The 24,460-nt window shown below is 52.1% G+C and carries 26 protein-coding genes; 20 read left to right on the top strand and 6 right to left on the bottom strand.

The genetic code is table 11. From position 1 onward, the window contains the following. Positions 1-28: 28 nt before the first annotated feature. The 3 genes from DFP94_RS19580 (at position 29) to DFP94_RS19570 (ending at position 1,593) form a co-directional block, all read left to right on the top strand. Positions 29-427, top strand: coding sequence for a hypothetical protein (locus DFP94_RS19580; protein ID WP_114498166.1), 399 nt, complete (start codon positions 29-31; stop codon positions 425-427). Between the two features lie 102 nt (positions 428-529). After that, positions 530-1,420 carry an NAD-dependent epimerase/dehydratase family protein gene (locus DFP94_RS19575; protein ID WP_114498165.1) on the top strand — a complete coding sequence of 297 codons (891 nt, stop codon included), beginning with the start codon at positions 530-532 and terminating at the stop codon, positions 1,418-1,420. Then, positions 1,417-1,593: an SDR family oxidoreductase gene (locus DFP94_RS19570; protein WP_114498164.1), complete on the top strand. Its 177-nt coding sequence runs from the start codon at positions 1,417-1,419 to the stop codon at positions 1,591-1,593. Before DFP94_RS19575 ends, DFP94_RS19570 begins: the two co-directional genes overlap by 4 nt. A gap of 16 nt (positions 1,594-1,609) precedes the next feature. Here the strand turns inward: DFP94_RS19570 and chrA are convergent, their stop codons facing one another. Continuing rightward, positions 1,610-2,866: a chromate efflux transporter gene (chrA, locus tag DFP94_RS19565; RefSeq protein WP_425459268.1), complete on the bottom strand. Its 1,257-nt coding sequence runs from the start codon at positions 2,864-2,866 to the stop codon at positions 1,610-1,612. Positions 2,867-3,144: 278 nt separating this feature from the next. On the opposite strand from chrA, the gene DFP94_RS19560 reads away from it, so the two are divergent. From DFP94_RS19560 to DFP94_RS19525, 8 genes are all read left to right on the top strand, one after another. Beyond that, a complete protein-coding gene (locus DFP94_RS19560) occupies positions 3,145-4,461 on the top strand; it encodes an MFS transporter (RefSeq protein WP_114498163.1) in 1,317 nt (438 codons plus the stop codon). A 476-nt stretch (positions 4,462-4,937) separates the two neighbouring features. Further along, complete coding sequence (locus tag DFP94_RS19555) at positions 4,938-5,255, top strand: ArsR/SmtB family transcription factor (protein WP_114498162.1); 318 nt, start codon at positions 4,938-4,940, stop codon at positions 5,253-5,255. A 19-nt stretch (positions 5,256-5,274) separates the two neighbouring features. Then, positions 5,275-6,567, top strand: a complete 1,293-nt coding sequence (locus tag DFP94_RS19550) for an arsenic transporter (RefSeq protein ID WP_114498161.1) — start codon at positions 5,275-5,277, stop codon at positions 6,565-6,567. 45 nt (positions 6,568-6,612) lie between these two features. After that, the gene (arsC, locus tag DFP94_RS19545; protein ID WP_181873228.1) at positions 6,613-7,035 is read left to right on the top strand and encodes an arsenate reductase (thioredoxin); all 423 of its coding nucleotides are present in this window, start codon (positions 6,613-6,615) and stop codon (positions 7,033-7,035) included. A gap of 319 nt (positions 7,036-7,354) precedes the next feature. Further along, positions 7,355-8,287, top strand: a complete 933-nt coding sequence (locus tag DFP94_RS19540) for a Gfo/Idh/MocA family protein (RefSeq protein WP_114498159.1) — start codon at positions 7,355-7,357, stop codon at positions 8,285-8,287. A gap of 103 nt (positions 8,288-8,390) precedes the next feature. Next, positions 8,391-9,302, top strand: a complete 912-nt coding sequence (locus DFP94_RS19535) for a hypothetical protein (protein WP_114498158.1) — start codon at positions 8,391-8,393, stop codon at positions 9,300-9,302. After that, positions 9,299-9,859 (top strand): hypothetical protein, encoded by a 561-nt coding sequence (locus DFP94_RS19530; protein WP_114498157.1) that lies wholly within the window; start codon positions 9,299-9,301, stop codon positions 9,857-9,859. The genes DFP94_RS19535 and DFP94_RS19530 overlap by 4 nt, the downstream gene beginning before the upstream one ends. Before the next feature lie 93 nt (positions 9,860-9,952). Then, positions 9,953-10,885, top strand: a complete 933-nt coding sequence (locus tag DFP94_RS19525) for a coiled-coil domain-containing protein (RefSeq protein WP_114498156.1) — start codon at positions 9,953-9,955, stop codon at positions 10,883-10,885. Between the two features lie 111 nt (positions 10,886-10,996). Here DFP94_RS19525 and DFP94_RS19520 read toward each other — a convergent pair whose 3' ends face one another. The 4 genes from DFP94_RS19520 to DFP94_RS19505 all read right to left on the bottom strand — a co-directional run bounded on the left by DFP94_RS19520 (position 10,997) and on the right by DFP94_RS19505 (position 15,584). Further along, positions 10,997-12,184 (bottom strand): outer membrane protein assembly factor BamB family protein, encoded by a 1,188-nt coding sequence (locus DFP94_RS19520; protein ID WP_181873227.1) that lies wholly within the window; start codon positions 12,182-12,184, stop codon positions 10,997-10,999. Positions 12,185-12,249: 65 nt separating this feature from the next. Beyond that, entirely contained in the window at positions 12,250-13,932 is a 1,683-nt protein-coding gene (locus DFP94_RS19515) for an RNA polymerase sigma factor (RefSeq protein WP_114498154.1), read from the bottom strand. Between the two features lie 48 nt (positions 13,933-13,980). Further along, positions 13,981-14,304, bottom strand: coding sequence for a hypothetical protein (locus DFP94_RS19510; RefSeq protein ID WP_114498153.1), 324 nt, complete (start codon positions 14,302-14,304; stop codon positions 13,981-13,983). Positions 14,305-14,348: 44 nt separating this feature from the next. Beyond that, positions 14,349-15,584 (bottom strand): multidrug effflux MFS transporter, encoded by a 1,236-nt coding sequence (locus tag DFP94_RS19505; protein WP_114498152.1) that lies wholly within the window; start codon positions 15,582-15,584, stop codon positions 14,349-14,351. A gap of 141 nt (positions 15,585-15,725) precedes the next feature. On the opposite strand from DFP94_RS19505, the gene DFP94_RS19500 reads away from it, so the two are divergent. The 6 genes from DFP94_RS19500 (at position 15,726) to DFP94_RS19475 (ending at position 22,194) form a co-directional block, all read left to right on the top strand. Further along, on the top strand, positions 15,726-17,414 hold the full coding sequence (locus DFP94_RS19500; protein ID WP_114498151.1) for a glycoside hydrolase family 13 protein: 1,689 nt from the start codon (positions 15,726-15,728) through the stop codon (positions 17,412-17,414). Between the two features lie 200 nt (positions 17,415-17,614). Continuing rightward, entirely contained in the window at positions 17,615-18,544 is a 930-nt protein-coding gene (locus DFP94_RS19495; protein WP_114498150.1) for a DUF7916 family protein, read from the top strand. Positions 18,545-18,550: 6 nt separating this feature from the next. Then, a complete protein-coding gene (locus DFP94_RS19490; protein ID WP_114498149.1) occupies positions 18,551-19,063 on the top strand; it encodes a metallophosphoesterase family protein in 513 nt (170 codons plus the stop codon). A gap of 291 nt (positions 19,064-19,354) precedes the next feature. Continuing rightward, complete coding sequence (locus tag DFP94_RS19485) at positions 19,355-20,434, top strand: ABC transporter substrate-binding protein (RefSeq protein WP_114498148.1); 1,080 nt, start codon at positions 19,355-19,357, stop codon at positions 20,432-20,434. 48 nt (positions 20,435-20,482) lie between these two features. Beyond that, positions 20,483-21,397 (top strand): ABC transporter permease, encoded by a 915-nt coding sequence (locus DFP94_RS19480; RefSeq protein ID WP_114498147.1) that lies wholly within the window; start codon positions 20,483-20,485, stop codon positions 21,395-21,397. Beyond that, positions 21,397-22,194 carry an ABC transporter ATP-binding protein gene (locus tag DFP94_RS19475; protein WP_114498146.1) on the top strand — a complete coding sequence of 266 codons (798 nt, stop codon included), beginning with the start codon at positions 21,397-21,399 and terminating at the stop codon, positions 22,192-22,194. Before DFP94_RS19480 ends, DFP94_RS19475 begins: the two co-directional genes overlap by 1 nt. Positions 22,195-22,292: 98 nt before the next feature. Here the strand turns inward: DFP94_RS19475 and DFP94_RS19470 are convergent, their stop codons facing one another. Then, entirely contained in the window at positions 22,293-22,649 is a 357-nt protein-coding gene (locus tag DFP94_RS19470) for a DUF2512 family protein (protein ID WP_114498145.1), read from the bottom strand. Positions 22,650-22,955: 306 nt separating this feature from the next. Between DFP94_RS19470 and DFP94_RS19465 the strand changes: the two genes are divergently transcribed. From DFP94_RS19465 to DFP94_RS19455, 3 genes are read left to right on the top strand one after another with little or no spacing between them, the layout of a single operon-like run. After that, on the top strand, positions 22,956-23,249 hold the full coding sequence (locus DFP94_RS19465; RefSeq protein WP_114498144.1) for an antibiotic biosynthesis monooxygenase family protein: 294 nt from the start codon (positions 22,956-22,958) through the stop codon (positions 23,247-23,249). Then, positions 23,230-23,775, top strand: coding sequence for a GNAT family N-acetyltransferase (locus DFP94_RS19460; protein WP_181873226.1), 546 nt, complete (start codon positions 23,230-23,232; stop codon positions 23,773-23,775). Before DFP94_RS19465 ends, DFP94_RS19460 begins: the two co-directional genes overlap by 20 nt. Then, positions 23,772-24,380, top strand: coding sequence for a TVP38/TMEM64 family protein (locus DFP94_RS19455; protein WP_114498143.1), 609 nt, complete (start codon positions 23,772-23,774; stop codon positions 24,378-24,380). The genes DFP94_RS19460 and DFP94_RS19455 overlap by 4 nt, the downstream gene beginning before the upstream one ends. Positions 24,381-24,460: the final 80 nt, after the last annotated feature.

The raw sequence follows: 24,460 nt of genomic DNA, 5'->3' as shown, positions 1-24,460 counted from the left end.
GCAAATTTATACATAGGAGAGTCGGCCCATGAACAAATCCAAAGGGTACTTTTATTATTTGCTGTGGCTTCTCGGCGCATTGGTGCTGGTATATTACGGCAACCGTTTTGTCGCGATAATGGAACAGAATCCGGAGAGATTGCTGAAAATCAGTTACGGCATGTTAGGAAACATGTTGTACGGCCTGGTACTGGGAGCGTATGCCAGTTTGCTTGGCGGCCTTCCAAACCGGAGAAAGTTTTACCGTCCGTTGTTCTTTTTCATATTCATCCCAAGTTTAATTCTTATGCTGTATCCGGTGCTGAGCCTGTATCTAAACATGCCCTACTACTCGTTATATAAAGATGTAGCGGCTCAGGAAGGACATTTTTATTTTTCGGTGCTGTGCGGGTTGAGTTTGATGAAAAGCTTGTTCGGCAGCCGCTAGAAAGAGGGAGACAGAATAAGAAGGGAACTGTCCTAATATTTTTAATATGTGTGAATTCGTCTCTGATGCTTTTCTAAAAACGAAGCGAACGGGGTGTTTTGAATGGCAAAGGTGTTAGTATTAGGCGGAACAAGATATTTCGGCAAAAGATTGGTAGACTTGCTTCTTCGGGAAGGCGGTCACGAAGTGACAGTGGCTACGCGAGGTTTGACGGAGGCGGTCTTTAACGGTCCTTTGAATCGGCTTATTGTGGATCGAACGGACGAGTCTTCGCTGGTGGAGGCTGCTAAAGTCGGTCCGTGGGACATCGTCTATGACAATATCTGTTATTCGCCGAATGAGGCGCTGGCGGCGGTACGCGCTTTTGACGGAAATGTGGGGCGTTACGTGCTGACCTCGACATTGTCGGTTTACAAGTTCGGCAAATCTCCGTTGCAAGAAGAAGTCTTTGATCCCTATCGATACGAATGGAATGCCGGGGACCGGAAAGATATGGATTACGGGGAAGGAAAAAGACAGGCGGAAGCGGTCTTTTTCCAGCAGGCGGACTTTCCGGTTGCGGCCATGCGGATTCCGATCGTGCTGGGACCGGACGATTATACCCGTAGACTCCACTTTCACGTCGAGCGGGTCATGAACGGAACGCCGATTGGGTTTCCGAATGTGGAAGCGTCCATGTCTTACATTTCCTCCGCGGAAACGGCCTCTTTCCTCAAATGGCTGGGGTGCTCCATGCTAACCGGTCCGGTCAATGCAAGCTCGGATGGGGAGTTGACGATTGCGGGCTTGCTTGAACTGATCGGAAGGGCAACCGGCAAACAACCGCTGGTCTTGCCGGAAAACGAAGCGGGTGAGGGGAATGAATCGCCGTTCGGTATTCCTTCGGACTGGGTGCTGGATATTTCCAAAGCCAAAGCGGCGGGGTATTCTTTTGGATCGGTCATGGACTGGTTACCGGACTTGATCGGTAAAATTGCGGCGGGTCAAGCTTGAGACAAGGAGGCGCTGAAGGAAGCCGATCACTGGCAGCACCCGGCCGGGTCGGAACGCCGGAGGGTATCGCCCGGGCCTGCCTGTATTTGAGCCACCCGGACAATACGTTCGTTACCGGGGCGCATCTTGTCATTGACGGCGGGATGACGCGGACAATGATTTACGAGGAATAACCGTTATTGAATTTGATTACGCGCCTAATAGCGGTAAGAGCATTCCGCCTGCGGCCCCGGCAAGCACCGTCGTCCAAGGCGGCATCTTCCACCAGGCCAGCATGGCGAATAGCAGCAGGGCGAGCAAGAAATCACCGGCGGTCCGGACAGAACTCGTCCAGACCGGGTCGTACAGCGCCGCGAGCAGAATCCCGACGACGGCGGCATTGACGCCCTGCAGGGCTCTTTGGATGTTGGCGTTCCGGCAGAGGCGGCTCCAGAAGGGCAGCGCGCCGACGATCAGCAGGAAAGCTGGCAGGAAGATGGCCATTGTCGCGATCAATGCGCCGGAAAGGCCGTCCTTGACCGCTCCGAGATAAGCCGCAAACGTAAACAAAGGGCCGGGCATGGCCTGGACGAAGCCGTAGCCGGCGAGGAAGTCGGGCTCGCCGACCCAGCCCGGCGGGACGACTTCGCTCTGCAGCAGCGGCAGAACCACCTGTCCGCCGCCGAAGACGAGCGAGCCCGCTCGGTAGAAGCTGTCGATCAGCGGCAGTGCGCCGCCGCCTGCTTGGGGAAATCGCTGCGCGATTAGCGGCAGCAGGATGAGCAGGGCGGCGAACAGTGCCAGGCTGAGCGCGGCGCCCCTGCGGCGGAGCGCTGGCAGCGGCGGTCGAGCTGCCGGGGTGGCGGGCTCGTAGCTGGGCGAGCCGGGCGGTGGTGGAGCATCCGCCTCCCGGCGGTAGAGCCACAGCCCGGCAAGTGCTGCTGCGGCGATCGCAGCCACTTGGCCGAACGCGCCCGGCCACAGCAGCGTGAGCGCCGCGGCGAACACGGCGATCGCGGCGCGGCTGGGGCCGGCAGCCAGCTTGCGGCCCATGCTCCACACGGCGTGAGCGACGACCGCCACGGCGGTGAGCTTCAGGCCGTGCAGCCAGGCCGCACCGCTGATGTCGCTGCCGCGCAGCGTAAGCGCGAACAGCGTCATCGCCGCGGCCGACGGTAGCGTGAAGCCGATCCAGGCGGCGACGGCGCCGAGCAGGCCGCCCCGGCGGAGGCCGATGCCGATGCCGACCTGGCTGCTCGCCGGGCCGGGAAGGAACTGGCACAGCGCCACAAGCTCGGCGTAGTTTTTTTCATCGAGCCATTTGCGACTTTTTACATATTCATTGTGAAAGTAACCCAGATGCGCGATCGGGCCGCCGAACGAGGTGAAGCCCAGTTTGGCGGAAACCGAAAATATCTCGAGCAGTTGCCTGGGGCGTGAGCCTGGAAACAATGAAGATGATGTGATCGAATCCGCGCTTGGATTTGAATTTTTAGGTTGTTTTATTTCATGATCAAGGTCCGTGTTCAAATGGAGCACTCCTTTTCCGGCAATATCGCTAGACAAAGTTACATTTATCACCGATATCTTATCATGAGATTGTTAAAGTAGAGTTTGTTCACCGTAAAATTAATACGTTAAATAAAGGAGCCGTTATGAGACCGATTTGAGTTTGAACTTTGTCTTCACTTCCTAATCCCGGTTACAACGGGACTTATACAATTGAATAAGGAGCGAATAAAGTGATGTTCAAACGGTCTTTTTATTATTTATGGGGTTCGCAGACGCTGTCCAACACCGTCGACGTGCTCTATATTGTTGCGCTTACTACGTATGTGCTCAAAGTGACGGGTTCCGTCGTTTTTGCCACGCTGGTGCCATTTTTGCGGGTGGCTTCGCAGTTGTTTAGCGGTCTGATTGCTCCGCTCATGATTTCACGGTATCGGCTGCCTTTCCTGCTAACTTTGTCGCAGTTCGGACAGTTCCTGCTATTTGTGCTGCTGGCCGGTTATCTGTCGCCGATGTTCGGCGGGGATGAACTCCTGCCTGTCTATGTGCTCATCGTCTGCATTTCATTCCTCGACGGTTGGACAACACCAGCCCGGAATGCGCTGGTGCCACGACTCGTATCCGATCAGGCACTGTTGAAGGCGAACGGGCTGATCGCAACGACCGATCAGATCGTCCAGTTTGCCGGTTGGGCCATTAGCGGCTTGCTGGTGGCGACGTTCGGATCTTTTCCCGTGCTCGTCGCAGTTGCGGTCGGCTATGGCTTTGCCATGGCGATCACGGTGCTGATCGAGGACCCGACCGAGCCGAAGCGGCGCAGCCTTTGGGATGTGCGCTCCGGTTTGGCTCTTATTCCCGCAGTTGAGGTTGATGAAGCTGGCGAATTGAATCCGGCTGGTATTTCTAACCCGCCATCCCGTTGGGATACTTTGAAGGAGGGTTGGGTCGCTTTATGGCGGTCCCCGCGCCTGCGTTCGCTGACGTTGATGGATATGACCGATATGCTGGGCGGGTCCGTATGGGCCGGGGCGTTCATGCTGGTCTTCGTGAACGAAGTTCTGCTCAAAGACGAGCAGTGGTGGGGATATATCAACGCCAGTTATTTTGCCGGAGCCGTTATCGGAGGAATACTTGTCGTCGCTCTGGTGGAGCGGTTGGAAAAAAGAATCTTTCCGGCGATGCTGCTCGGCATGTTGGGGTATGCAGTCTTGACGGTCTGGTTCGCACTGAACGATTTTGCGCCTCTAACCTTGCTGATCGTCCTAGTGACCGGCCCGTTTACGGAGCTTGCCGCAGTCTCCAGACGGACCTTGATTCAGCGGAGTGCCAGTCCGGATTTGTTGCCAAAAGTGTTCTCGGCGCAAGCCACGCTTCTGAATACGGTATTCGGGCTATCGCTTCTGTTCATGAGCGGGGTGGCCGAGTGGTTCGGGATCGTCAATATGTATCTGTTCGCCGCAGCCATCAGCATGTTGGCAGCCGGGGTAGGTTGGTTGAACCGGAGAGCATTTGCGTCGGCAGAGAGCAGAAACGAGCTCAGCGATGCAGAGTAATTTTGACTAATTTTTAAAGCGCGTTGAGGTCAGGGTTGAACATTAATCGTTAATCGCATCATCTTGGGGTCGTGGTCCGGGTTGCTCCCGGGCCGCGTATCCTAAGGGATGCTTTTTTTATGGGCATCGTTAAGCGTTCAGAGGAGTATCACGAATGTGTTTTGTCCTTAATGGATGGATTTTTTAAAGAACTGTCCACCAGAGCGTGGACAATCTTTGTTGAAGATTTATGATTAATAATGAATTGAATCATCTATATATAGTGAGTTGATACGTTGCTTTGCCTGAATATAGATTTTTTCTCGGCTTGTGTCAAATAGTCCCGATGTCCACTTTTAAGTGGACAATTTCTTATTTTTGTCCATGTATAATGTACGAAATAATCGGACTTGAAAACCAAAAGCGAAGAATGAATATAAGTAATTGATTATATAACTGATTGATTATATAATAATTTCTGAAAGGGGCGTGCAGGCATGGATGAAATGATTACCGTATTGAAGCTGTTGGCGGATAAGACAAGGCTTACGATTCTGGCGATTTTAAAAGACGGGGAACGCTGCGTTTGCGATCTGGTGGACGCTTTGCAAACGACGCAGCCGAATATCAGCCAGCATCTGCGCAAGTTGCGGGAAGCGGGACTGGTCAAAGAATCCCGGCGCGGACAGTGGTCTTACTATATGCTCATGGTAGAAGACAAGCCTTATGTTCAAGCCGTGATGGACGCGGTGCCCGTCCCTGAAGAAGCTTTGAAGCTGATCGGTACCTGTGCTGACGGCGATTGTTGCAATTGACGGAAGAGGAGTTTTGAAGTTGGAGTACGTTGCGGGATTTATTTTTCTACTTACTTTGGTATTTGTCATCTGGCAGCCTAAGGGGCTCGGCATAGGGTGGTCCGCCATGGGCGGTGCGGTGTTGGCTCTGGCATTTGGGGTAGTGAGCTTTGGCGATGTGGGGGATGTAACGGCCATTGTATGGAATGCCACGCTGGCTTTCGTCGCGATTATCATCATTTCGATTTTGCTTGATGAAATCGGCTTTTTTGAGTGGTCCGCGCTGCATATGGCCCGACTGGCTGGTGGAAGCGGCAAGCGCATGTTCGTTTACGTTATTTTACTTGGTGCGGCCGTGTCCGCTTTGTTTGCGAACGACGGTGCTGCCTTGATCTTGACGCCGATCGTGCTGGCGATGGTCCGGGCGCTACGATTCGATGACCGGATGGTGCTGCCGTTCATAATGGCAAGCGGTTTTATCGCGGATACAACCTCGCTGCCGCTCGTGGTGAGCAACCTGGTCAACATCGTCTCGGCCGATTTTTTTGGCATCGGGTTCCTGGAATATGTCGTCCGAATGTTCGTTCCGAACCTGGTTTCGCTAGGAGCGAGCATGCTGGTGTTGTACTTGTTTTTCCGCAAGCAAATCCCGGGCAACTATGATTTGAAGCAGCTAAAGAAACCGGAAGACGCCATCCGGGATCCGCGCATGTTCCGGTTGTCCTGGATTATTCTCGGCCTGCTGCTGGTAGCTTATCTGTCCGCCGAATTCATCGGTATTCCGGTATCGTTGGCCGCCGGAGTCGTGGCGATATTCTTTATCATCGCGACCCGTCGCAGTCCAGCCGTCGAAACCCGTCGGGTGATCAAAGAAGCGCCTTGGTCGATCGTCGTCTTTTCCATCGGGATGTATGTGGTGGTGTACGGTCTGCGTAATGTCGGATTCACCGATCATCTGGGAGACGTCATTCAGTGGCTGGCCGATCAGGGCGTTTATGCCGCCACCGTCGGCATGGGCTTTATCGCCGCGATTCTATCGTCGGTTATGAACAATTTGCCTACCGTAATGATTGATGCGCTGGCTATTCATAGTACGAATACCGAAGGACTGGTGCGGGAAGCGCTGGTTTACGCGAACGTAATCGGTTCCGACCTCGGGCCGAAAATTACGCCGATCGGCTCTCTGGCAACTTTGCTGTGGTTACATGTCTTGTCCCGGAAAGGAATTAAAATCACTTGGGGACGTTATTTCAAAACAGGGATTCTACTGACCGTACCTACGTTGTTCATTACTTTAACCGGACTTTATTTGTGGCTCATGATTATTTCTTAAGTGATAGTGAATCATTAAATGAGATAGTGAGAGGAGAAAATGTTAATGAATAAGAAGACCGTGTATTTTCTTTGCACAGGCAACTCCTGCCGCAGCCAAATGGCGGACGGATTCCTGAAACAGCTGGGCGGCGACCGCTTTGAGGTGTTCAGCGCGGGACTCGAAGCCCATGGCTTGAACCCCCGGGCGGTGCAAGTGATGGGTGAAGCTGGCGTGGATATTAGCGGACATCACTCGGAGGTCATTGACCCCGCGATCCTGAATCGCGCGGATTACATCATTACGCTCTGCGGCCATGCGGACGAGCACTGCCCGGCCGTTTCCAACCCGACCGCCGCCCGCTGGCACTGGGGCTTCGACGATCCCGCCAAAGTGATCGGCACGGAAGAGGAGATTATGGCGGAATTCCGCCGGGTGCGCGACCAGATTTCGGAGCGGATGGAGAGGTTTGTAGCGGAGGGGAAGTAGGGGGGAGGGGGATTCCCAACTTATAAATTTGTTCAGATTCACTATGTGATGAGGAAAAAAATAAATTGTTGATAATCTATGAAAATAATTAAACATTCACAAAATGGGGAATGAAGCAGATATTTTGACAGTATGAAACCATAACTATTGAAAAGTTTAAACGGCTATCCAGAGAGGGTAGCCCCTTTTTCTTTTACTTTTTCTTACCCGCCCCCAAGTTTACACTCACCCTCGCCATATGCCAAAATGGAATCAGTAAATGAGGAATTGTCATTTCAATCGCTACATATATAACTTTAGCCCATAGGGAGGAAATACGATGAGAATCGGGATAATCGGTCTTGGAGACATCGCGCAAAAGGCGTATTTGCCGGTGATTACGGCGCGGGAGGATATTGAGCTTGTGTTTTGTACCCGGAACCTGGAGACGTTAGGGAGGTTGTCCGATAAGTACCGGGTCCGGGAAGCGGTGCGGACCGTGGACGAATTGATCGCGTCGGGCATTGAGGCGGCGTTTATTCATACGTCGACGGAATCGCATGCCGGTATTGCGGAGCAGTTGATGCGCAGCGGAGTGCATGTATACGTGGACAAGCCGATCTCTTACCATTATGAGGAAGCGGAGCGGCTTACGCTGCTGGCGGAAGAGCTTGGCGTCATTCTGATGGTCGGCTTCAACCGCCGGTTTGCCCCGATGGTGGCGGCCATGAAGGAGAAGAACGACCGTCGCGTGGTTTTGCTGCAAAAAAACCGTCTTTTCTCGCCGGACTTTGCGCGCCGGTTTGTGTATGACGATTTCATTCATGTGATCGATACGATTCGTTTTCTGGCACCCCCGGACGTTGAAGGAACGCCTCAGATAGTAACTTTCTCTCAAGAGGGGAAGTTGTATCATGCCCAGCTGCAGCTGCAAGGGAGCGGATTTTTTTGCACAGGGGTGATGAACCGGGATTCGGGTGCAAACGATGAGCTCCTTGAGGTGATGAACCCGGGGAACAAGTGGGTTGTTGACGGCTTGAACACGACCGATCATTTTGCGGGCGGAAAAGAAATGGTGCTGAAATTCAACGACTGGGATCCGGTGTTGTATCGCCGCGGGTTCGTGCAAATCATCGACCATTTCCTGACCTGTGTCCGGGAAAACAAACAGCCGTCCATTTCGCCGCGGGACGCGCTGGAAAGCCATCGTTTATGCGAATTGGTGATTGCCCAGGCGGAAGAAAATGGGGCATTCCCTTGGGAGAAACGGTAGAGTCTAGCCGTCCGTTAAGCGGAATAACAGGCAACTTTTTATTGCCTAAAGCGTTTATTGTGCATAGCCTTCGTTCGTTTGTTCGAAGCGAGACTTCCAAATCATGAAAGGACATGCAATGAAACGAATTGTTTTTATCGTGGTGCTGGCGTTGATCGCGGGAAGCTGGGGAGGTAATCTGTGGGTTTACTATAACTCTCAACTTCCGGAGCCCGTGTTTTTCAAACATTATATTGAAGTGGAGAATTCGCCGGGTTACAGCTTTGACCTGAACTATCTGGAAAATAAATCAGCCAAAGTAAAGATTCAGTCGATCCGGATTCCGGAGCTTCCGAATGCTACCGTGACCCCGATTCTCGTGCAAAACAGCTACGTTCACCAAAATCAGGGAACGATGCGGACGCAGATTATGGATTATGATCTCTTGCAGCCGACGTTTCCCGAAGACGGACCGCTGGTGATTCACCGGGTCGAGGCGGTTTTTGACGATAATTCGACCAAAGAGCTGGAGATCGGCGAGATTCGGGTCTATAACGATTTGCTGAAGGGGGATTCTCCCATACAGAGTACATCCGGCGGATCTTCATCGGAGAATGCGGGATATACGCGGGTGAAGTTTACTAAGGATACCGTAATTACCGAGATATCTTCCGCATATTTACCTGGTTTGGGTGATCGTTTAACGGTGATTCTGGAAGCTCCAAGCATCAAGCATCTGGAACAAAGTGAGATCCAGTTCGGGAGCGAAACGACGCATAGCGGTGTGCCTCTGTCTCAAATACCTTTTCCGCTAAAGTTTAAAAAAGGGGATACGGCAAGCGTAACTTATAAGTTCGATCCTTTACAAAATGCCGACGCCATGGCCAAAAGTGAAGTTTACCGGTTTCTGCTTAGAATGGAACTTCAGTTGGATAACGGCAAGAAAGCCGCCTATCCGATTTTTGTCCAGAGTGACCCCTATTTATCACAGCGCGAAGTCGCCGCGATTGTGAAGTCCAGGAGGTCGGGATCATGAAAACCTTATTTTACCGTATCGGTTACGGGATGGTTTTTGTCATAATCAATATCCGGGTGGGCATCGATCTGATGCCCAATGTAATCGGTTATCTTATGATTCTGTCGGCGCTTTCCGGATTGCGTAAAAAGGAACAGAGCTTTGGAATGGGCGTTCGGGCTTCCGTTGCGCTGAGCATCATCTCGATTCCGCAGTTTTTTCGCGCGCACGAACTGCATTTAAACAATCCTGTGTTGTCCCTGAATGTCGATCTTGTGCTGAATTTGGCCGAAACGGTCCTGCAGTGGGTGCTCCTGTACAGCATTTGCGCAGGAAGCTTCAAGCTCGCCGAGATTCGCGGAAAAGGTGAATTGGCCGCATCCGTGCGATTCCGGTGGTATTTTTACTTCGGTTGTTCGGCTTTATACATGTTTTCCTATCCGTTCATACTGAACGCGGAAGTGACCGGGTTGATTTTGATCAGCAGCTTGGCCACCGCGATCGCTTTCTTGATGATCCTTCTCGTCATCCGGCGGGTCGGCCGGGAATTGGCGAAGCCTTTTGAAATAAGTGTATAAGGTAGCATTACAAGGTATGGCAATAACGGATAAGCATCTGCGATTAGGGATAGGGCAATTAGTTATGAAGCCATCGAAAAGGAGGAGAATTTTTTGTTCGAAAACCTGAATGAACGAATGGCAGAATTGAAGGAAAAAGGACGCCAAAAAGAAAAATGGGAACAGCGCCTAAAACAGCTGAAGCAGGAGGTTGCCTCGCTGGAGCATTCCAAAGACATCGCAAAGAGCAAGCTAGCGGCGGAAGAGAAGGACGTGGACCGGCTCACCGGGATGTCTTTGTCCAACACATTATATACGATACTCGGCAAAAAAATGGAAAAGCTCGACGAGGAGCAGCGGGAGGCGGTTGTAGCCAGGCTTAAATATGAAGAAGCGGACCGGGCACTTCAGGACGGTCTTCAGCAAATCAGTCAGCTGGAACGGCAGTTGCAGGAAGTACGGTATTGGAAAAACGACTATGATCTGATTTTCCGGGACAAGGAAAAGCAAATCCTTCAAGAAAATGAGGAACTGATGGACCTTGCGGAACGGCAGGCGGTTTTGACCGTGGAGGTCCGGGAACTGGAGGAAGCCGTCCGGGCGGGACACTCGGTGCAGGATGATCTGGCGCGCGCGGAAGAGGGGCTTCAATCGGCGCGCAATTGGGGCACTTACGATATGCTGGGCGGCGGGATGTTATCCACGCATATTAAACACAACCGTCTGGATGAAGCGATGGATCATATTTATGCGGTACAGAATAATTTGCGGCGATTTGAAAAAGAACTGAAGGATGTAGGCGGAAGTTTCACCGGTTCCGGGCTGGAGGTGGGAGGCTTGCTGAAATTCTCGGACTACTTCTTCGACGGACTGATCACCGACTGGCTCGTTCAGGGCCGGATCAAGGATGCCCTCGAACAGGTTCAAGGAAGGCAGCACGAAGTAAATTCTCTCGTTTCCGAGCTGCAATCCGCCCAGCGGCGGACCGAGAATGAACTGGAGACGGTTCGGCGTAAATATGTACAGTCGGTGGAATTGTATCAGTAACGGACAGAGTCCTATAAAAAAAATGACGGCGCGAGGATCGGTTCCTTGGCACCGTCATTTTTCTATTTTTATTTTAAACCCGAGTAAGGAGAAGTTTCGTATGGTGATGGTTTAATGCAGCGCATACACATATCCGTCAAGGGTTGCGAAAAAAACGATTCCGTCCGCGACGATCGGCGTGGAAAGGATCGGAGATTTGGTGCCCTCAAACCGCCACAGTTCTTCTCCGCTGTCCAGGTCGACCGCGTAAAAGGCATCTCTCTCCTTGCCGCCATCGGTATAAGCACTACCGAAATACATGATCTGATCGGTAATCACCGGGGAGGCAAACACGCGGCTGTCCAGTTTGAAATCAAACTTGTGCTTGCCTGCCGAACGATCAAAAACATGCACGACCTTCGAGTCGGAAGCTCCGATGACGACATGCTTGTCGCTGGCAGCAGCGGAAGAGACAACCCAGGAGCCGCTCGGGGAGAGATGGGTCCACAGGATAGCGCCGGATTCGGCGTCCAGGGCATAGACGTACTGGTCGCGGGAGCCGAAATAAAGCACTCCGTCTTTGTAGGTCATGCTGGATTGCACCGGGCCGAACTTAGCGCTCCACAATTTGTTTCCGGTTTGCTGGTCCAGGGCTGCGACTTCGCCGCTCATATCCGCGATATGAATGTTTCCGTCGGCAATAGCCGCTTTTCCATGCACGAAGGAAGCCGTCTCGGTTTCCCAGACTACAGAACCATCTTGCCGCTTAATAGCGTAAAATTGCGGACCCTCACCGCCTACGTAAATGTAATCCCCGTCCACCGCCGGAGAACCGATATAATAATCCCACATATCCGGTAAACCTTCATCCGTGAGACTGTCATCCAGCTGTTGCTTCCACTTCAGCTTCCCGGTCTCCCGTTCCAGCGCATATAAAGTGGAGGTCGTATCCGTAAAGTATAGTTCATCCTCCACGACGGCCGCGGATGATCTGATCTTCCCGGGGAATTTAGCTTCCCAGGTAATCGTTCCATCGTTGGCATCCACCGCGTAAAACTTGCCTTCCTCGGAGCCGAAATACAGCGTACCCTCCGCCAGTACCGGCGAGCTCTGAATATGCGCTTCCAGTTTGAGACTCCATTTTTCTCCGTTCAGCCTGGGCAAACCCTTTGTGGCATAAACCCCGGTATTTGCCGCATCTCCCCGAAAGGGGTAAGAGCCTTGGAATCTTGCCGACGGTTGACCGCCGCAGCCGCTGACGACCCCCGCAGTCAACAGAAGTACCGCACACCAGCCCATTAATGTACCTTTTCTTTTCATTTTTGAATACCTCCGTGGAATAGAATCCTCATACATAGAATCTGATGCCAAAGAGGGGGGAATTCTTACAACGTTTCGGATTCACACAACAATAAAAACAGTGCTTCTAGAATTTGCAGCCCTTGCACTTCATCCACCTTTGCTTTTTCGAGCAACTGGAGTCCGATTTCCTTGACTTCGGGTTCTCCCGGATTTCCTCCGCCCGGAAAGGGGAAGAGCTTGCACATCTGGCGAAGCGCATCCGTAGCCTTACCGTAATAATCCGCGGCTTCGCCTGCAAGCCGGCAAATTAGGAGACCATAAACCTCCGGTCGGTTAGCGACCAATTCAAGAAATTGGACGGCGAAGGATCTGGCATTAGCTGTACACCAAACCGTATATGCATGGGAAAGTGGATCAACTTGCCCTGAAGATAAGGCGCTAATCCATGAATCGTAGGCAGCCAGTCCTTGAACATAATCGGCATGTGGCGTCCGTTCCTGTCCTTCGGCGTGCGTTAGAACCATTCCGAGCGCTCCGCGCAGCGCATCCTGCGGGTTTAACGCAATCGGCGTTCCTAAAGATAATGCAAATAAATCGGCACTCCATTCGCGGCCAAGCTCTTCGTAGCCTAGATGAGTCTGCTCAAACAGCCCTGTGATGCGGAAAAGCCGCTGCTCATCATCATAACCGTGGATGACGGCAAAGAAAGGCAGCTGCACTCCCCATACAATGACCGGCTGACCATGATCGATCATTTGATGAATGAACGAGAAGGCTTCGACCAGTAATTCATGAGATTGCGGAATCCGGCTTCCGTCACCGATCGAGCGGCCTGCAAAGCCAAGGTTCAACAAGCCCTTGCCGAAGACGTTTCGCCAATGAAAGGCCGTTACCCCGGCAAGATCAACCCGGTCCCGGTGGACCTGAAGCCGGAAGGCCTGACCGGTAAGCCCCATGATTTCGGACATCGAGTAATGGTTGAAGTTCGTATATTGCAGCGCATGCTGAACGCTTAGCGCGTAAGTGTCCCATATTTCCCCGATATAAATGCCTCGTTCTTGTAGCTGATTTCGGGTGCGGGAAGAAGGGCTGGTGTGCCGGCTTTGCAGATAGTTTTGCAGGTTGCTTTCATAGCGGGCTTGACTAATTTTTTTTCTCGTTCGGGACAAAATGGTGTAAATGTTGCTGGAGGAAGTAGAATAGATGGCTGCGATTTCTTGGGGAGAATAATGCTTGAAAAAATGGGCTTCAAACACTTCGCGCTCTTTGGTGCCCAGCCCTTGAAGCATTTCTTGAAGCATATCGTAGGTATCCAGCCGGAGAATCTCCCTTGCGGGGTCTCCGTTTTGCTGTAGCTCTTTGGCTGTATTTTTTGCCAGTGTTCCGAGAATGAATTCGATTTGCTGAAAATTCTCACCTTCATAGTCCCCGGATCTGCTGACATAAGAAGAGAAGGGGCGCTCTTTGGCATAGGGACCTCCCCGTCTTACCTGCATCAGTGCCTGATTCGTAATGATACGGCGGAACCAGGGAATGAACTTTTCAATTTGCTCCAGTGAGCCCAAATAAGAAAAGGCACTGATCAGCCCTTCCTGGACGATGTCTTCGGCCAGGTGAGGGTCGTCAGCGATTTTGCGCGCCCAGTTCAACGCTTGGCGGCGGTGCCGTTCCATCAACTTGTTGAAAGCATCCTGATGCCCGCAACGCGCTTGCGCCACCAATTCCTGATCGGAAGGATGATTTTCGGATTTTCTTGAATGCGACACAAGATCACCGCCTTTTTATAACCTATGAAAGTGAAGTTAACCTCGAAGTCAGTCTTTCGCGTTCATTTTAAAGTCTTTTAACGATTCCAGCGCCGTTTTTGTCTTGGGTTTGGCATAAGCCGGCCGCTGGGGAGCGGATTTATCCGGAGCCAGTTCCTCTGTTCTTTGAAGAAGAACCTCCAAGTAGTAACGGTTTTCGTTTAAACGATCAAGGATCGAGGCCAGGGCAAGCAATACGACTCCGATTAAAAAACATCGAAGGAAGAGCAGGAATCCGGCTCCCCAAGCCCCTTCAAAAATGCCAAGGACTACGAATGCAAGCAAGCTTCCGGCGATGAACAAGATTCCGATACCTTTAAGGAGCTTTGACAAAGTCATTCCTCACTTTCGACACAGGCAAATGGATTTATTCATTATTAACCACGACGGCTCACAGGCCTAACGAGAAAGATATAACTCAGGACGGCGCCGACATCGGCGATAGCGATGACCAAGGCCATCGGCAATGCGGTCTGATCGCCGCCGAGCCCGACCAGCGGGGCGACCGCCGCGCCCAGGATATACGGCAGCAGGCCGAGAAGCGCAGAGGCGCTCCCTGCAGAGTCCTGCTGATTTTGCATGGCCAGCGTAAAACTGGCCGTCCCGACGATTCCGACGCAGGACACGACAAAAAACAGCGGAATCAGGACCGCAGCCAGTCCGCCGTCCAGCAAAATACCGCCAAGCAGCACGAGCGAGGCCAGTGCAGCAAGTCCGATGCCGAACCGGAGCAGGGAAGATTCGTTAATTCTTCCAGCAAGCCGCCCGGTAATCTGGCTGGCGAAAATAATGCCTAGTCCGTTCAGGGCAAAGATCAGGCTGAACGTCTGCTCCGAAACCTGAAACCGATTTTGCAGCACGAAAGACGAACCCGAAATATACCCGAACATCGCTGCCGAGATCAGCCCTTGGCATAAACAATAGCCGATAAAGAGCCGGTCGCGGGTCAGCCGGGAGAAGGTGGACAACGTTTCGCGCAAGCCGCCGCTCTGCCGCCGATCTTTGGGCAGCGTTTCCGGCAGTCCGAGCAGGACGGAGAGCAGCATCAGGACTCCGATCACGGTGAGAACAACGAATACGCCTCGCCAAGAGGTGAACGCCAGGAGCTGACCGCCGAGGATCGGGGCAAGAATCGGAGCCGCGCCGTTGATCAGCATCAGCAGCGAAAAGAATTTGGTCAGCTCGGAGCCGGAATACATGTCCCGAACGACTGCGCGGGACAGTACGATGCCGGCGGAGCCTGACAGACCCTGAATGAAGCGAAGCACATTCAAGATAGCCGCATTCGGTGCGAAGACGCAGAGCAGTGAGCTGATGGCGTAGGCGGCCATCGACACGATCAGCGGGGCGCGGCGCCCCCGCGTATCGCTGAGCGGGCCGACGATAAGTTGCCCGAGTGCCAGGCCCAGCAGGCAGGCTGTCAAGCTGAGCTGGACCATCGGGGCGCTCGTGTTCAAGTCGTCCGCCATTTTTGGCAGGGCGGGTAAGTACATATCCAGCGACAGCGGACCGAAGGCGGACAAGCTGCCGAGAATGAGCGCAGCCTTAATACGGTTGGCGCGGGATTTTGAGGTTTGGGAAGAAGCTGATACTTTTTCTGCGCTAAGACTCATGATTGCAATCCTTTCTTGAATAGATTTATTAATTATACTACAAGCTCAACGAACCGGCAGCAGGTTTGAAATTCATCCGATCTGCGAAAAACCTTGCCGTTTCGGGTATGTTATAGATATGGAAAAAAGGAGGCATAGCGGATGAACCCGAAATGGTGGAAAGAGAGCGTGGTCTATCAAATCTATCCGATCAGCTTTATGGACTCGAATGGCGACGGCATAGGGGATCTTCGAGGAATCATTTCCAAGCTGGATTATTTGCAGGACCTGGGCGTCGACGTGATCTGGGTATGCCCGATCTATAAATCCCCCAACCACGACAACGGATACGACATCAGCGATTATTGCGACATAATGGATGAATTTGGCACGATGGGAGATTTCGATCTGCTGTTAAAGGAGATCCATCTCCGGGGAATGAAACTGATGATGGACCTTGTCCTGAATCATACCTCACATAAACATGCCTGGTTTCTCGATTCCCGGAGATCCAAGGACGATCCCAAGCGGGACTTCTACATATGGCGAAAAGGGAAAGGCGGAGGTCCCCCTAACAACTGGGAATCCTATTTCAGCGGGTCGGTTTGGGAATACGATCAAGAGACTGATGAATACTACCTTCATTTATATTCCAAATATCAGCCGGACCTCAATTGGGAAAATCCGCAAGTCATCGAGAAGCTGCATGAAATGGTGGCATGGTGGTTAAAAAAGGGCGTTGACGGCTTTCGCTTCGACGCCATTGCGCATATCGTCAAGCAACAGGGGCTGCCCGACGCGGAAAATCCGCATCAAAGGCCCACTGTCCGCGCCTACGAGATGTTTTCGAATTTGGATGACGTGCACACTTTGCTGCAGAATCTGTATGATAAAGTGCTGTATTTTTACGATATTATGACGGTTGGCGAGACATCCGGCCTCGGGCCTGAAGAGGCACTGGATTATGTGGGGGACGGCCGCCGCGAGTTGAACATGACGTTCCAGTTCGAGCATATGTTTCTGGACGCCGCATCCGCTGGCAGCGGGAAGTGGGATGCGGTTCCCTGGAGCCTGATCGAACTCAAAAAAATCATGAGCAACTGGCAGATCGTGCTTCATAACCGGGGATGGAATGCCAACTATTTATGCAATCACGACCAGCCGCGCGCGGTTTCCCGTTTCGGCGACGATGTAGTATGCCGGGTTCCGTCCGCCAAAATGCTGGCAACGTTCATCCATACGCTGGAAGGAACGCCTTACATTTATCAGGGCGAGGAGATCGGCATGACCAATGTCGCCTTCGATTCCATCGATGAATACCGGGATGTCGAAACGCTGAACTATTACGAGGAAAAGCGGAGCCAAGGAGTTTCCGAAGAGGAGATCATGCGGGCGGTTCACAAGAAGAGCCGCGACAACGCGCGGACGCCGATGCAGTGGGACGCTACCGAAAATGCGGGATTTACGACGGGAGATCCTTGGCTGAGCGTTAACTCCAACTATATGGAGATCAACGTCGTCCGGGCAGTCAAAGATCACGATTCGATCTTTCATTACTATAAGAAACTGATTCAGCTGCGAAAAAAGCACAAAGTCATCGTTTACGGCGAATACAAACTGCTGCTCCCGCTCCATGAGGAGATTTATGCGTATACCCGCACACTGGAAAATGAGCAGTTGCTCATAATTTTGAATTTTTTCGGCCGCGAGCCGGTGTTCGAAATGCCGGAGGAAATGGATCCGCAAGGAATGGAACTGCTGATCTCCAATTTCGAACCGAAAAAGGGAGAGGACCTTACCCGATTGAAGCTGCGTCCATACGAGGCGCGGGTATATCTGAAGCGACTGTAGGTTTGAATTGGTCTGAATTGGACTGGGTAGGGCTGTGTTGTCGACGAATTGGGCCGCTCGTTGGAAAAATCCAACGAAACTCCCTCACTCTTCAATGTTCACCGGCTTTGATCGGTGATAAACTGAGGGTAATGGAATTTGAGCGACAATAGGAATGTAGAATAGAAGCAAGAAAACTAAATAACCAATGAGGTGAGTCTATGAAAAGAGTGCTGGACTGCCGGGCATCGGATTTCCGGCAGATGGGCCGCGAGGATTTGAAGGGAGCAATTCTGGCCGCGGAAGGAAGAACTGTCGTGGCGGAAACGGTCGTCGTTTCGCAACCGTTGCTGCCGGAAATCAGTAATGCCGAACTGGCCAAGGCGTTCGGTGCGGACTTGATTTTGCTCAACGTATTTGATGTATTTCAACCGGAAGTGAAAGGCATCGTTCCGTTTGATATGTTCTCGCCTTCTGGCGGACCGGGATTTGACGGCAACCCCATTGCGGAGATCAAACGGCTGACCGGACTGCCGGTCGGGATCAATCTCGAGCCGGTCGATGAGTCCGCAGACGCGGTGGAGTCTTTGAACGCGCTCCCGGAAGGTCGCCGTGCGACAGCCCGCAGTCTGGCGAAAGCGAAGGAGCTTGGCTGCGACTTCGTCTGCTTGACGGGTAACCCTAAGACTGGGGTTACCAATGCGCAGATATCGCAAGCGATCGGCACCGCTCAGCAGCATTTCGGCGGATTGATCATCGCCGGTAAAATGCATGGCGCCGGCACGCGCGGCCGCGTCGTCGACCGGGAGGCCGCCGTCGCGTTTGCCGAGGCGGGGGCGGACATCGTTTTGTTCCCGGCACCGGGAACCGTGCCCGGACTTCGCGAGCAAGAACTGGCGGAGATCATCGCCAAAGTTAAAGAAAGAGGCGCTTTGGCATTGACAGCGATCGGCACCAGCCAGGAAGGCGCCGATGAAGGTACCGTGCGCTCCATTGCGCTCAGCGCCAAGCGGGCGGGGGCCGACATCCAGCATATCGGCGATGCCGGATTTGCCGGCATGGCGACACCCGAGAACATTATGGCCTTGTCCATGGCGATCCGAGGCCGCAGGCATACCTACATCCGTATGGCCGCTTCTCCGCTGAGGTAGCCGAAGATGAGGATCGGGGTCGTATCGGATACGCACATGCCGCGGAAAGCAAAGGGCCTGCCGCCGACGCTGGTGAAGTATTTACGTCGGACTGATCTAATCATTCACCTCGGTGACTGGACCTCGCTCGAAGTGCTGGACCAGCTTTCCGCGCTGGCACCGGTTGAAGGAGTTGCCGGCAACAATGATCCCGCTGCAGTGGTCAATCGGTTTGGTTATCATAAAGTGATCACGCTGGGATCGGGATCGTTGAAGCTCGGGTTAACCCACGGTTTTTTGCCGGAGGGAAGGGGAACCGCCAAGGAGAAAGCGCTACGGACTTTTGCGGGCAAGACGCTGGACGGGATTTTGTTCGGGCATTCCCACCTGCCGTTGTCGGAACGGAAGGATGGTCTCTTGCTGTTCAACCCGGGCTCGCCCACCGATAAACGGAGACAACCGAAGTACTCTTTTGGAATCCTCGAACTGACAGCGACAGGGATCAAAGCGAAACATCATTTTTTCGACTCCAAAGTGTAGGGGGTTAGAAAACGGCTCCTTTTTTCATATTCAATGAACAGGGTTCCATAACGGGACCCTTTTTGGTTTGGAAATTTAACGTGGATTGTCAGGGTAGTCAGTAACCGCAAGAAAGCGATTGACGGATAATTGACCACCATTTAATATAGGAATAATACATCGGTAAGAGGGAGAAGCATACCTGTACACCTTCTTGCTTTAAAACTTTCACCGATAAAAGCGGTAACAGGATCATGCTTTCATGGCCTAAATTTATTGGGTCGTCAATTTAAAGGGAGAGGGGTTATTTAAATGAAATTGAGGAAAAAGCTAAGCATGTTTTTGGCGGTAACGGCATTATTAGTCGGCGTGGTCGGATGCGGCAACAATTCGGCCAAAACGGCGGATTCCGATGCCGGTAACGGGGGAGACAAAACAAATGCATCGAATGCGGGAGCGGCTGAGAATTCTGCGAAGGAATCTTACAAAATCGCAATTTCCCAGTATGTCGAGCACCCGTCTTTGGATGCCACGCGCGAAGGTTTCATGGCAGCGCTCAAGGATGCGGGCCTGATCGAAAAGGAAAATCTGACCGTCGATTATAGCAACGCACAAGCTGACCCTACCAACAATATGTCGATTGCGCAAAAGATAGCCGGCGAAAAATACGATCTCGTTCTGGCGATCGCAACGCCTCCGGCTCAAGCGATTGTAGGACAAGTAAAAAATTCGCCGATTCTGTTCGCGGCGGTAACGGATCCGCTTGACGCTAAGCTGGTCGACAATCTCGACAAGCCGGGCGGCAATGTGTCCGGCGCTTCCGATACGAATCCGGAGGCGATTACGAAGCTGATGGACTTTATTGCCGGCAATTTCAAGGACGTAAAAAACGTCGGCGTCGTCATTAACCAAGGCGAGCCGAACGCCGTCATCATGACAAACCACGCCGAAAAGGCGCTCGAAAAACACGGCATCAAGCTGGTAAAAGCATCGGTGACGAATACTTCGGAAGTTAAGCAAGCCGCCGAATCCTTGGTCGGCCGGGTGGATGCGATTTATATCACGTTGGACAATACCGTGGTGGAAGCCGTCAATACGGTCATTAAAGTAGCTAATGACAACGACATTCCTTTCTTCTCCAGCGACCGGGATACCGTAGAGCATGGGGCATTTGCCACCGTAGGTTTCAAATATTACGACCATGGCTATCAAGTCGGGCAAATGGCGGTCGAAGCCCTGAAGAACGGAAAGAAAGTCGGGGATATGAAGGTTACGGTACCGGACAAGCTGGACTTTATCCTCAACTTGAAGGCTGCCTCCGAGCAAGGGATTGAAGTGACTGACGCGATGAAAGATCAGGTTCAGGACAAGGAAAACAATCTGATCGAATAGTCGATGAGGTTAGTGGCCTTTTGGGCTTAATTTTAGGAGGTAATCATCATGATGAACTCGTTACTCGGCGCTCTCGAATCCGGCTTGCTGTACGCACTGATGGCACTGGGTGTATATATCACGTTCCGGATTCTGGACTTTCCGGATCTGACCGTGGACGGGAGTTTTACCACCGGCGGAGCTATCGCCGCCGTCATGATTACGGGCGGATCGTCCCCATGGCTGGCGACCATCGCCGCCATGATCGGCGGCATGGTTGCCGGAGCGGTTACGGGACTGCTTCATACGAAGGGAAAAATTAATGGACTCTTGTCCGGGATATTGATGATGATTGCGCTATACTCCGTCAATATGCGGATCATGGGTAAACCGAACGTCGGGCTCCTAGGGGAAACGACGGTATTCAATTCGATTTCTCCGCTTTTGCTGATGCCGTTCATCGTCGTGATCGTGAAGCTGCTGCTGGATTTGTTTCTGCGTACCGAGTTGGGGCTGGCGCTGCGTGCCACCGGGGATAACCAACGGATGATCCGCAGCTTCGGAACCCACACCGACAATACGATTATCCTGGGCCTGAGCCTCTCAAACGGCCTTGTCGCTCTTTCCGGAGCGTTGATTGCCCAGCAATCGGGCTTTGCCGATATTTCTTCGGGAATCGGGATGATCGTTATCGGATTGGCTTCGGTCATTATCGGGGAGGCGATATTCGGGGCGAGAACCGTGTTCTTCGCCACGCTGGCCGCCGTTCTGGGCTCGATCGTTTACCGTATTGTCGTAGCTTTGGCGCTGCGCATCGAATGGCTGGAACAAACCGATTTGAAGCTGATTACGGCCGTCATTGTCGTGATTGCGTTGGTGCTGCCTTCTGCACGGAGATCGTGGAAACAGAAAAACGTGGCCAAGAAGCGCTCCATGGAAATCAGTGCAATGACCGATAGCAAGCAAGTAGGGGGTGGGCTCTGATGCTGCAACTTAGCCATGTATCCAAATTGTTTCACCCCGGTTCCCCCGATGAGAAAATTGCGCTGATCGACGTGAATCTGCATTTGCGGCCGGGAGATTTCGTGACGGTCATCGGCAGCAACGGCGCGGGAAAATCGACCTTGATGAATATGATCTCCGGTGTGATCAAACCCGACACCGGTGAAATCCGCATCGACGGTCATGAAATCAGCCATCTGCCCGAATACCGGCGCAGCCGTTGGATCGGCCGGGTATTTCAGGATCCGATGGCCGGGACCGCGCCGCATATGACGATCGAGGAGAACCTCGCCATGGCGTATTCCCGCGGCAAATCCCGCGGCTTTAACATCGGCGTCACCTCGAAGCGGCGCGCCATGTTCCGCGAGGAACTGGGCCGGCTCGGCATCGGGTTGGAGGGGCGCCTCAAGGCCAAGGTCGGAACTTTGTCCGGCGGGGAACGTCAGGCGCTCAGCCTGCTGATGGCGACGTTCACAGAGCCGCAAATTTTGCTGCTCGACGAACATACGGCAGCCCTGGATCCCGCCCGTGCGGAGCTCGTCACCCGGCTTACGCAAAATATCGTCAGCGAACTGAAGCTGACGACGCTCATGGTGACGCATAACATGGAGCAGGCGATCCGCCTGGGTAACCGTCTCATTATGATGGACGGCGGCCGCGTTATCCTCGATGTGGATGAAGACACCAAACGCCATTTGACGATGGAATCGCTGATCGGCGAATTTGAGCGCATCAGCGGGCACAAGTTGTCTGACGACCGAGTAGTCCTCGGCTCTTAACCAAGCACAACAGCAAAAAAGCCTATCTGAGAACGGAGACATCAGTAAATCGATAGGCTTTTTTTGCTGCTTCAGGGGCTAAACTATCAGCCCATCTTTTATCGAATCCGTGCGCTGCGGTCCCGGCGGATTCCATCCTTCAGCAGCCAGTTATGGAACATGTATTCAAATAGCATCAAAACCACTGCTATAGACAATATTTCACCCAGCGATAGCCTCCAGGCACTGTTTGCCGAGATAGCCCAAATGAATGCAAAAGCAAGTACCCCGTCGGTAAGGGTCGCGATTACATTATTGGTCCTCGGCAAGACGAACAGATCGCCCAACAAATAAGCCAAGGCCGACAAGGCCACCGCGGTAAGGAGCGAACCGATAAAAGTGGCATTACTGAGTAGCATCATCATAGCCATAACAATGACTCCGTTGCCCAGCAGCTTTACCAAAATTTTATCCATGATTTCACCTCCTTTGGATTTGCCCCATTGTGTTTAATATACACTTAGGCTCCCCCGCTTCATTACCTCGTATTCTTAATGAATGAAACCGGGTCACCGGGATGAATAGTAAGAGGTGGAGTGAACGTATATCGAAACCGATCCGCGCAGCAAAGAGAGCAATGTTAAAGACCTGTTCGCGGCTGGAGATGTAGGAATTCATGCTGAACAGGTTACCGTTGCCATGGGCGAAGGTTCCTTAGCTGCGATATGGATTCATAAAGCGCTTAGTCCGTGCTATAATCAGTAAACGAAGGAGATGATGAAATGATATTGGAGGTAGCCGAGCTGCAGGTAAAGCCCAGAATGATCAATGATTTTGAGAGTAATTTCCGCAAAGCTTCCAAAATCATATCTCAGATGCACGGGTATATAGACCATGAATTGCACAAGTGCGTGGAAACGGCGGATAAATATATTTTGCTCGTAAAATGGAACACGATTACTGACCATGAAGTAGGCTTTAGAAAGTCGCCGCAATATGAAGAATGGAAGGCATTGTTGCATCATTTTTATGATCCTTTCCCGAAGGTGGAACATTATGTACAAATCCGAGATTGAAGGTTACGCGATTGAAGATGCGTCGCTTACCGATCTGGATGCCATCGTGGCGATCTACAACGAGACGATTGCGGGACGGATGGTTACGGCCGATCTGGAACCGGTCACGGTGGAAAGCCGCGTGGGCTGGTTTGATGATCATGCTCCGGATTCAAGGCCTTTATGGGTCATGAAATCACGGGGAGAGATCGTTGCCTGGCTCAGCTTTCAATCTTTTTACGGCAGACCGGCCTATCAAGCGACCGCGGAGATCAGCATCTATATTTCTGAGGCTCACCGCTCCAAAGGCATTGGAAGCATATTGTTGAAGAAGGCCGTCGAACATTGCCCGATTATCTCGGTCAAGACGTTACTTGGCTTTGTGTTCGCCCATAATGAACCAAGTCTTTCCTTGCTCCGCAAATTCGGATTTGAAGCGTGGGCATTCTTGCCCCGGGTAGCGAATCTGGACGGGGTAGAACGCGACCTGGTGATTTTAGGGAAAAGAGTAGAACCGGATGATGAGAATGGAGAAGAACTGCATTGAACGACTGGATTGAGCAAATAACCGGGTGGCTGCTTGAAGTTACCCAAATCAAAGGATTCTGGATACTTCTGATCACGATTCCGCTCGCATTGCTTCAGGGCATTGTCGGGGTATTTCCTTTCGCGACCCTCGTCATGCTTCATATTTCCGTTCTTGGCGTAGCTAATGGACTGTTGGCCAGTTGGATCGCCGGTTCGGTGGCCGGAATGGCCGTTTATTTAATTAGCAAGTTCATGTTTTTCGATTGGTTTAACCGAAAATGGCTGTCCAAGCTGGAAAAATATGAACGCTGGCAAAAAAGCCTGGACCGGTACGGGGTTTGGGCCGTTATTTTTTTGCGGACGATTCCGATCATGCCTAATAACCTTATTTCTTTTATGTCGGCCGTGTCCAATTTGAGAACGGTCCCCTATACATGGTCCAACATTATCGGTAACTTATCGAGCATTTGGTTGTTCGGGATTCTGAGTGCATCGATTGTTTTTCCGGGCATGGATCTCCGGTTGCTGATTCTTTCCTATGTAGGATTTTTACTGGTGCTTTTGGGAGCTTTTTTTATAAGACAACGGATGATGGCAAAAAAAGACCGCAGCATGACCGCCTAAACAAAATATGTACTAACCCTTCAGGGTCATGTTCTGCGCTTGCCGAGTTTTCAATGATTCTTTATAAGCCGCATAACTTG

It is taken from the genome of Fontibacillus phaseoli (genome assembly GCF_003337355.1).
GTDB lineage: Bacteria > Bacillota > Bacilli > Paenibacillales > Paenibacillaceae > Fontibacillus > Fontibacillus phaseoli.
The sequence above is the reverse complement of the archived record's forward strand: the minus strand, read 5'-3'. Positions and strand labels throughout refer to the sequence as shown.

Excerpts from the sequence above, each read along its gene's own strand:
- DFP94_RS19580 (WP_114498166.1), top strand. The coding sequence starts at position 29 with ATGAACAAATCCAAAGGGTACTTTTATTATTTGCTGTGGCTTCTCGGC.
- DFP94_RS19575 (WP_114498165.1), top strand. The coding sequence starts at position 530 with ATGGCAAAGGTGTTAGTATTAGGCGGAACAAGATATTTCGGCAAAAGA.
- DFP94_RS19560 (WP_114498163.1), top strand. The coding sequence starts at position 3,145 with ATGTTCAAACGGTCTTTTTATTATTTATGGGGTTCGCAGACGCTGTCC.
- DFP94_RS19555 (WP_114498162.1), top strand. The coding sequence starts at position 4,938 with ATGGATGAAATGATTACCGTATTGAAGCTGTTGGCGGATAAGACAAGG.
- arsC (WP_181873228.1), top strand. The coding sequence starts at position 6,613 with ATGAATAAGAAGACCGTGTATTTTCTTTGCACAGGCAACTCCTGCCGC.
- DFP94_RS19540 (WP_114498159.1), top strand. The coding sequence starts at position 7,355 with ATGAGAATCGGGATAATCGGTCTTGGAGACATCGCGCAAAAGGCGTAT.
- DFP94_RS19535 (WP_114498158.1), top strand. The coding sequence starts at position 8,391 with ATGAAAGGACATGCAATGAAACGAATTGTTTTTATCGTGGTGCTGGCG.
- DFP94_RS19530 (WP_114498157.1), top strand. The coding sequence starts at position 9,299 with ATGAAAACCTTATTTTACCGTATCGGTTACGGGATGGTTTTTGTCATA.
- DFP94_RS19520 (WP_181873227.1), bottom strand. The coding sequence starts at position 12,184 with ATGAAAAGAAAAGGTACATTAATGGGCTGGTGTGCGGTACTTCTGTTG.
- DFP94_RS19505 (WP_114498152.1), bottom strand. The coding sequence starts at position 15,584 with ATGAGTCTTAGCGCAGAAAAAGTATCAGCTTCTTCCCAAACCTCAAAA.
- DFP94_RS19500 (WP_114498151.1), top strand. The coding sequence starts at position 15,726 with ATGAACCCGAAATGGTGGAAAGAGAGCGTGGTCTATCAAATCTATCCG.
- DFP94_RS19495 (WP_114498150.1), top strand. The coding sequence starts at position 17,615 with ATGAAAAGAGTGCTGGACTGCCGGGCATCGGATTTCCGGCAGATGGGC.
- DFP94_RS19490 (WP_114498149.1), top strand. The coding sequence starts at position 18,551 with ATGAGGATCGGGGTCGTATCGGATACGCACATGCCGCGGAAAGCAAAG.
- DFP94_RS19485 (WP_114498148.1), top strand. The coding sequence starts at position 19,355 with ATGAAATTGAGGAAAAAGCTAAGCATGTTTTTGGCGGTAACGGCATTA.
- DFP94_RS19480 (WP_114498147.1), top strand. The coding sequence starts at position 20,483 with ATGATGAACTCGTTACTCGGCGCTCTCGAATCCGGCTTGCTGTACGCA.
- DFP94_RS19475 (WP_114498146.1), top strand. The coding sequence starts at position 21,397 with ATGCTGCAACTTAGCCATGTATCCAAATTGTTTCACCCCGGTTCCCCC.
- DFP94_RS19470 (WP_114498145.1), bottom strand. The coding sequence starts at position 22,649 with ATGGATAAAATTTTGGTAAAGCTGCTGGGCAACGGAGTCATTGTTATG.
- DFP94_RS19465 (WP_114498144.1), top strand. The coding sequence starts at position 22,956 with ATGATATTGGAGGTAGCCGAGCTGCAGGTAAAGCCCAGAATGATCAAT.
- DFP94_RS19460 (WP_181873226.1), top strand. The coding sequence starts at position 23,230 with ATGTACAAATCCGAGATTGAAGGTTACGCGATTGAAGATGCGTCGCTT.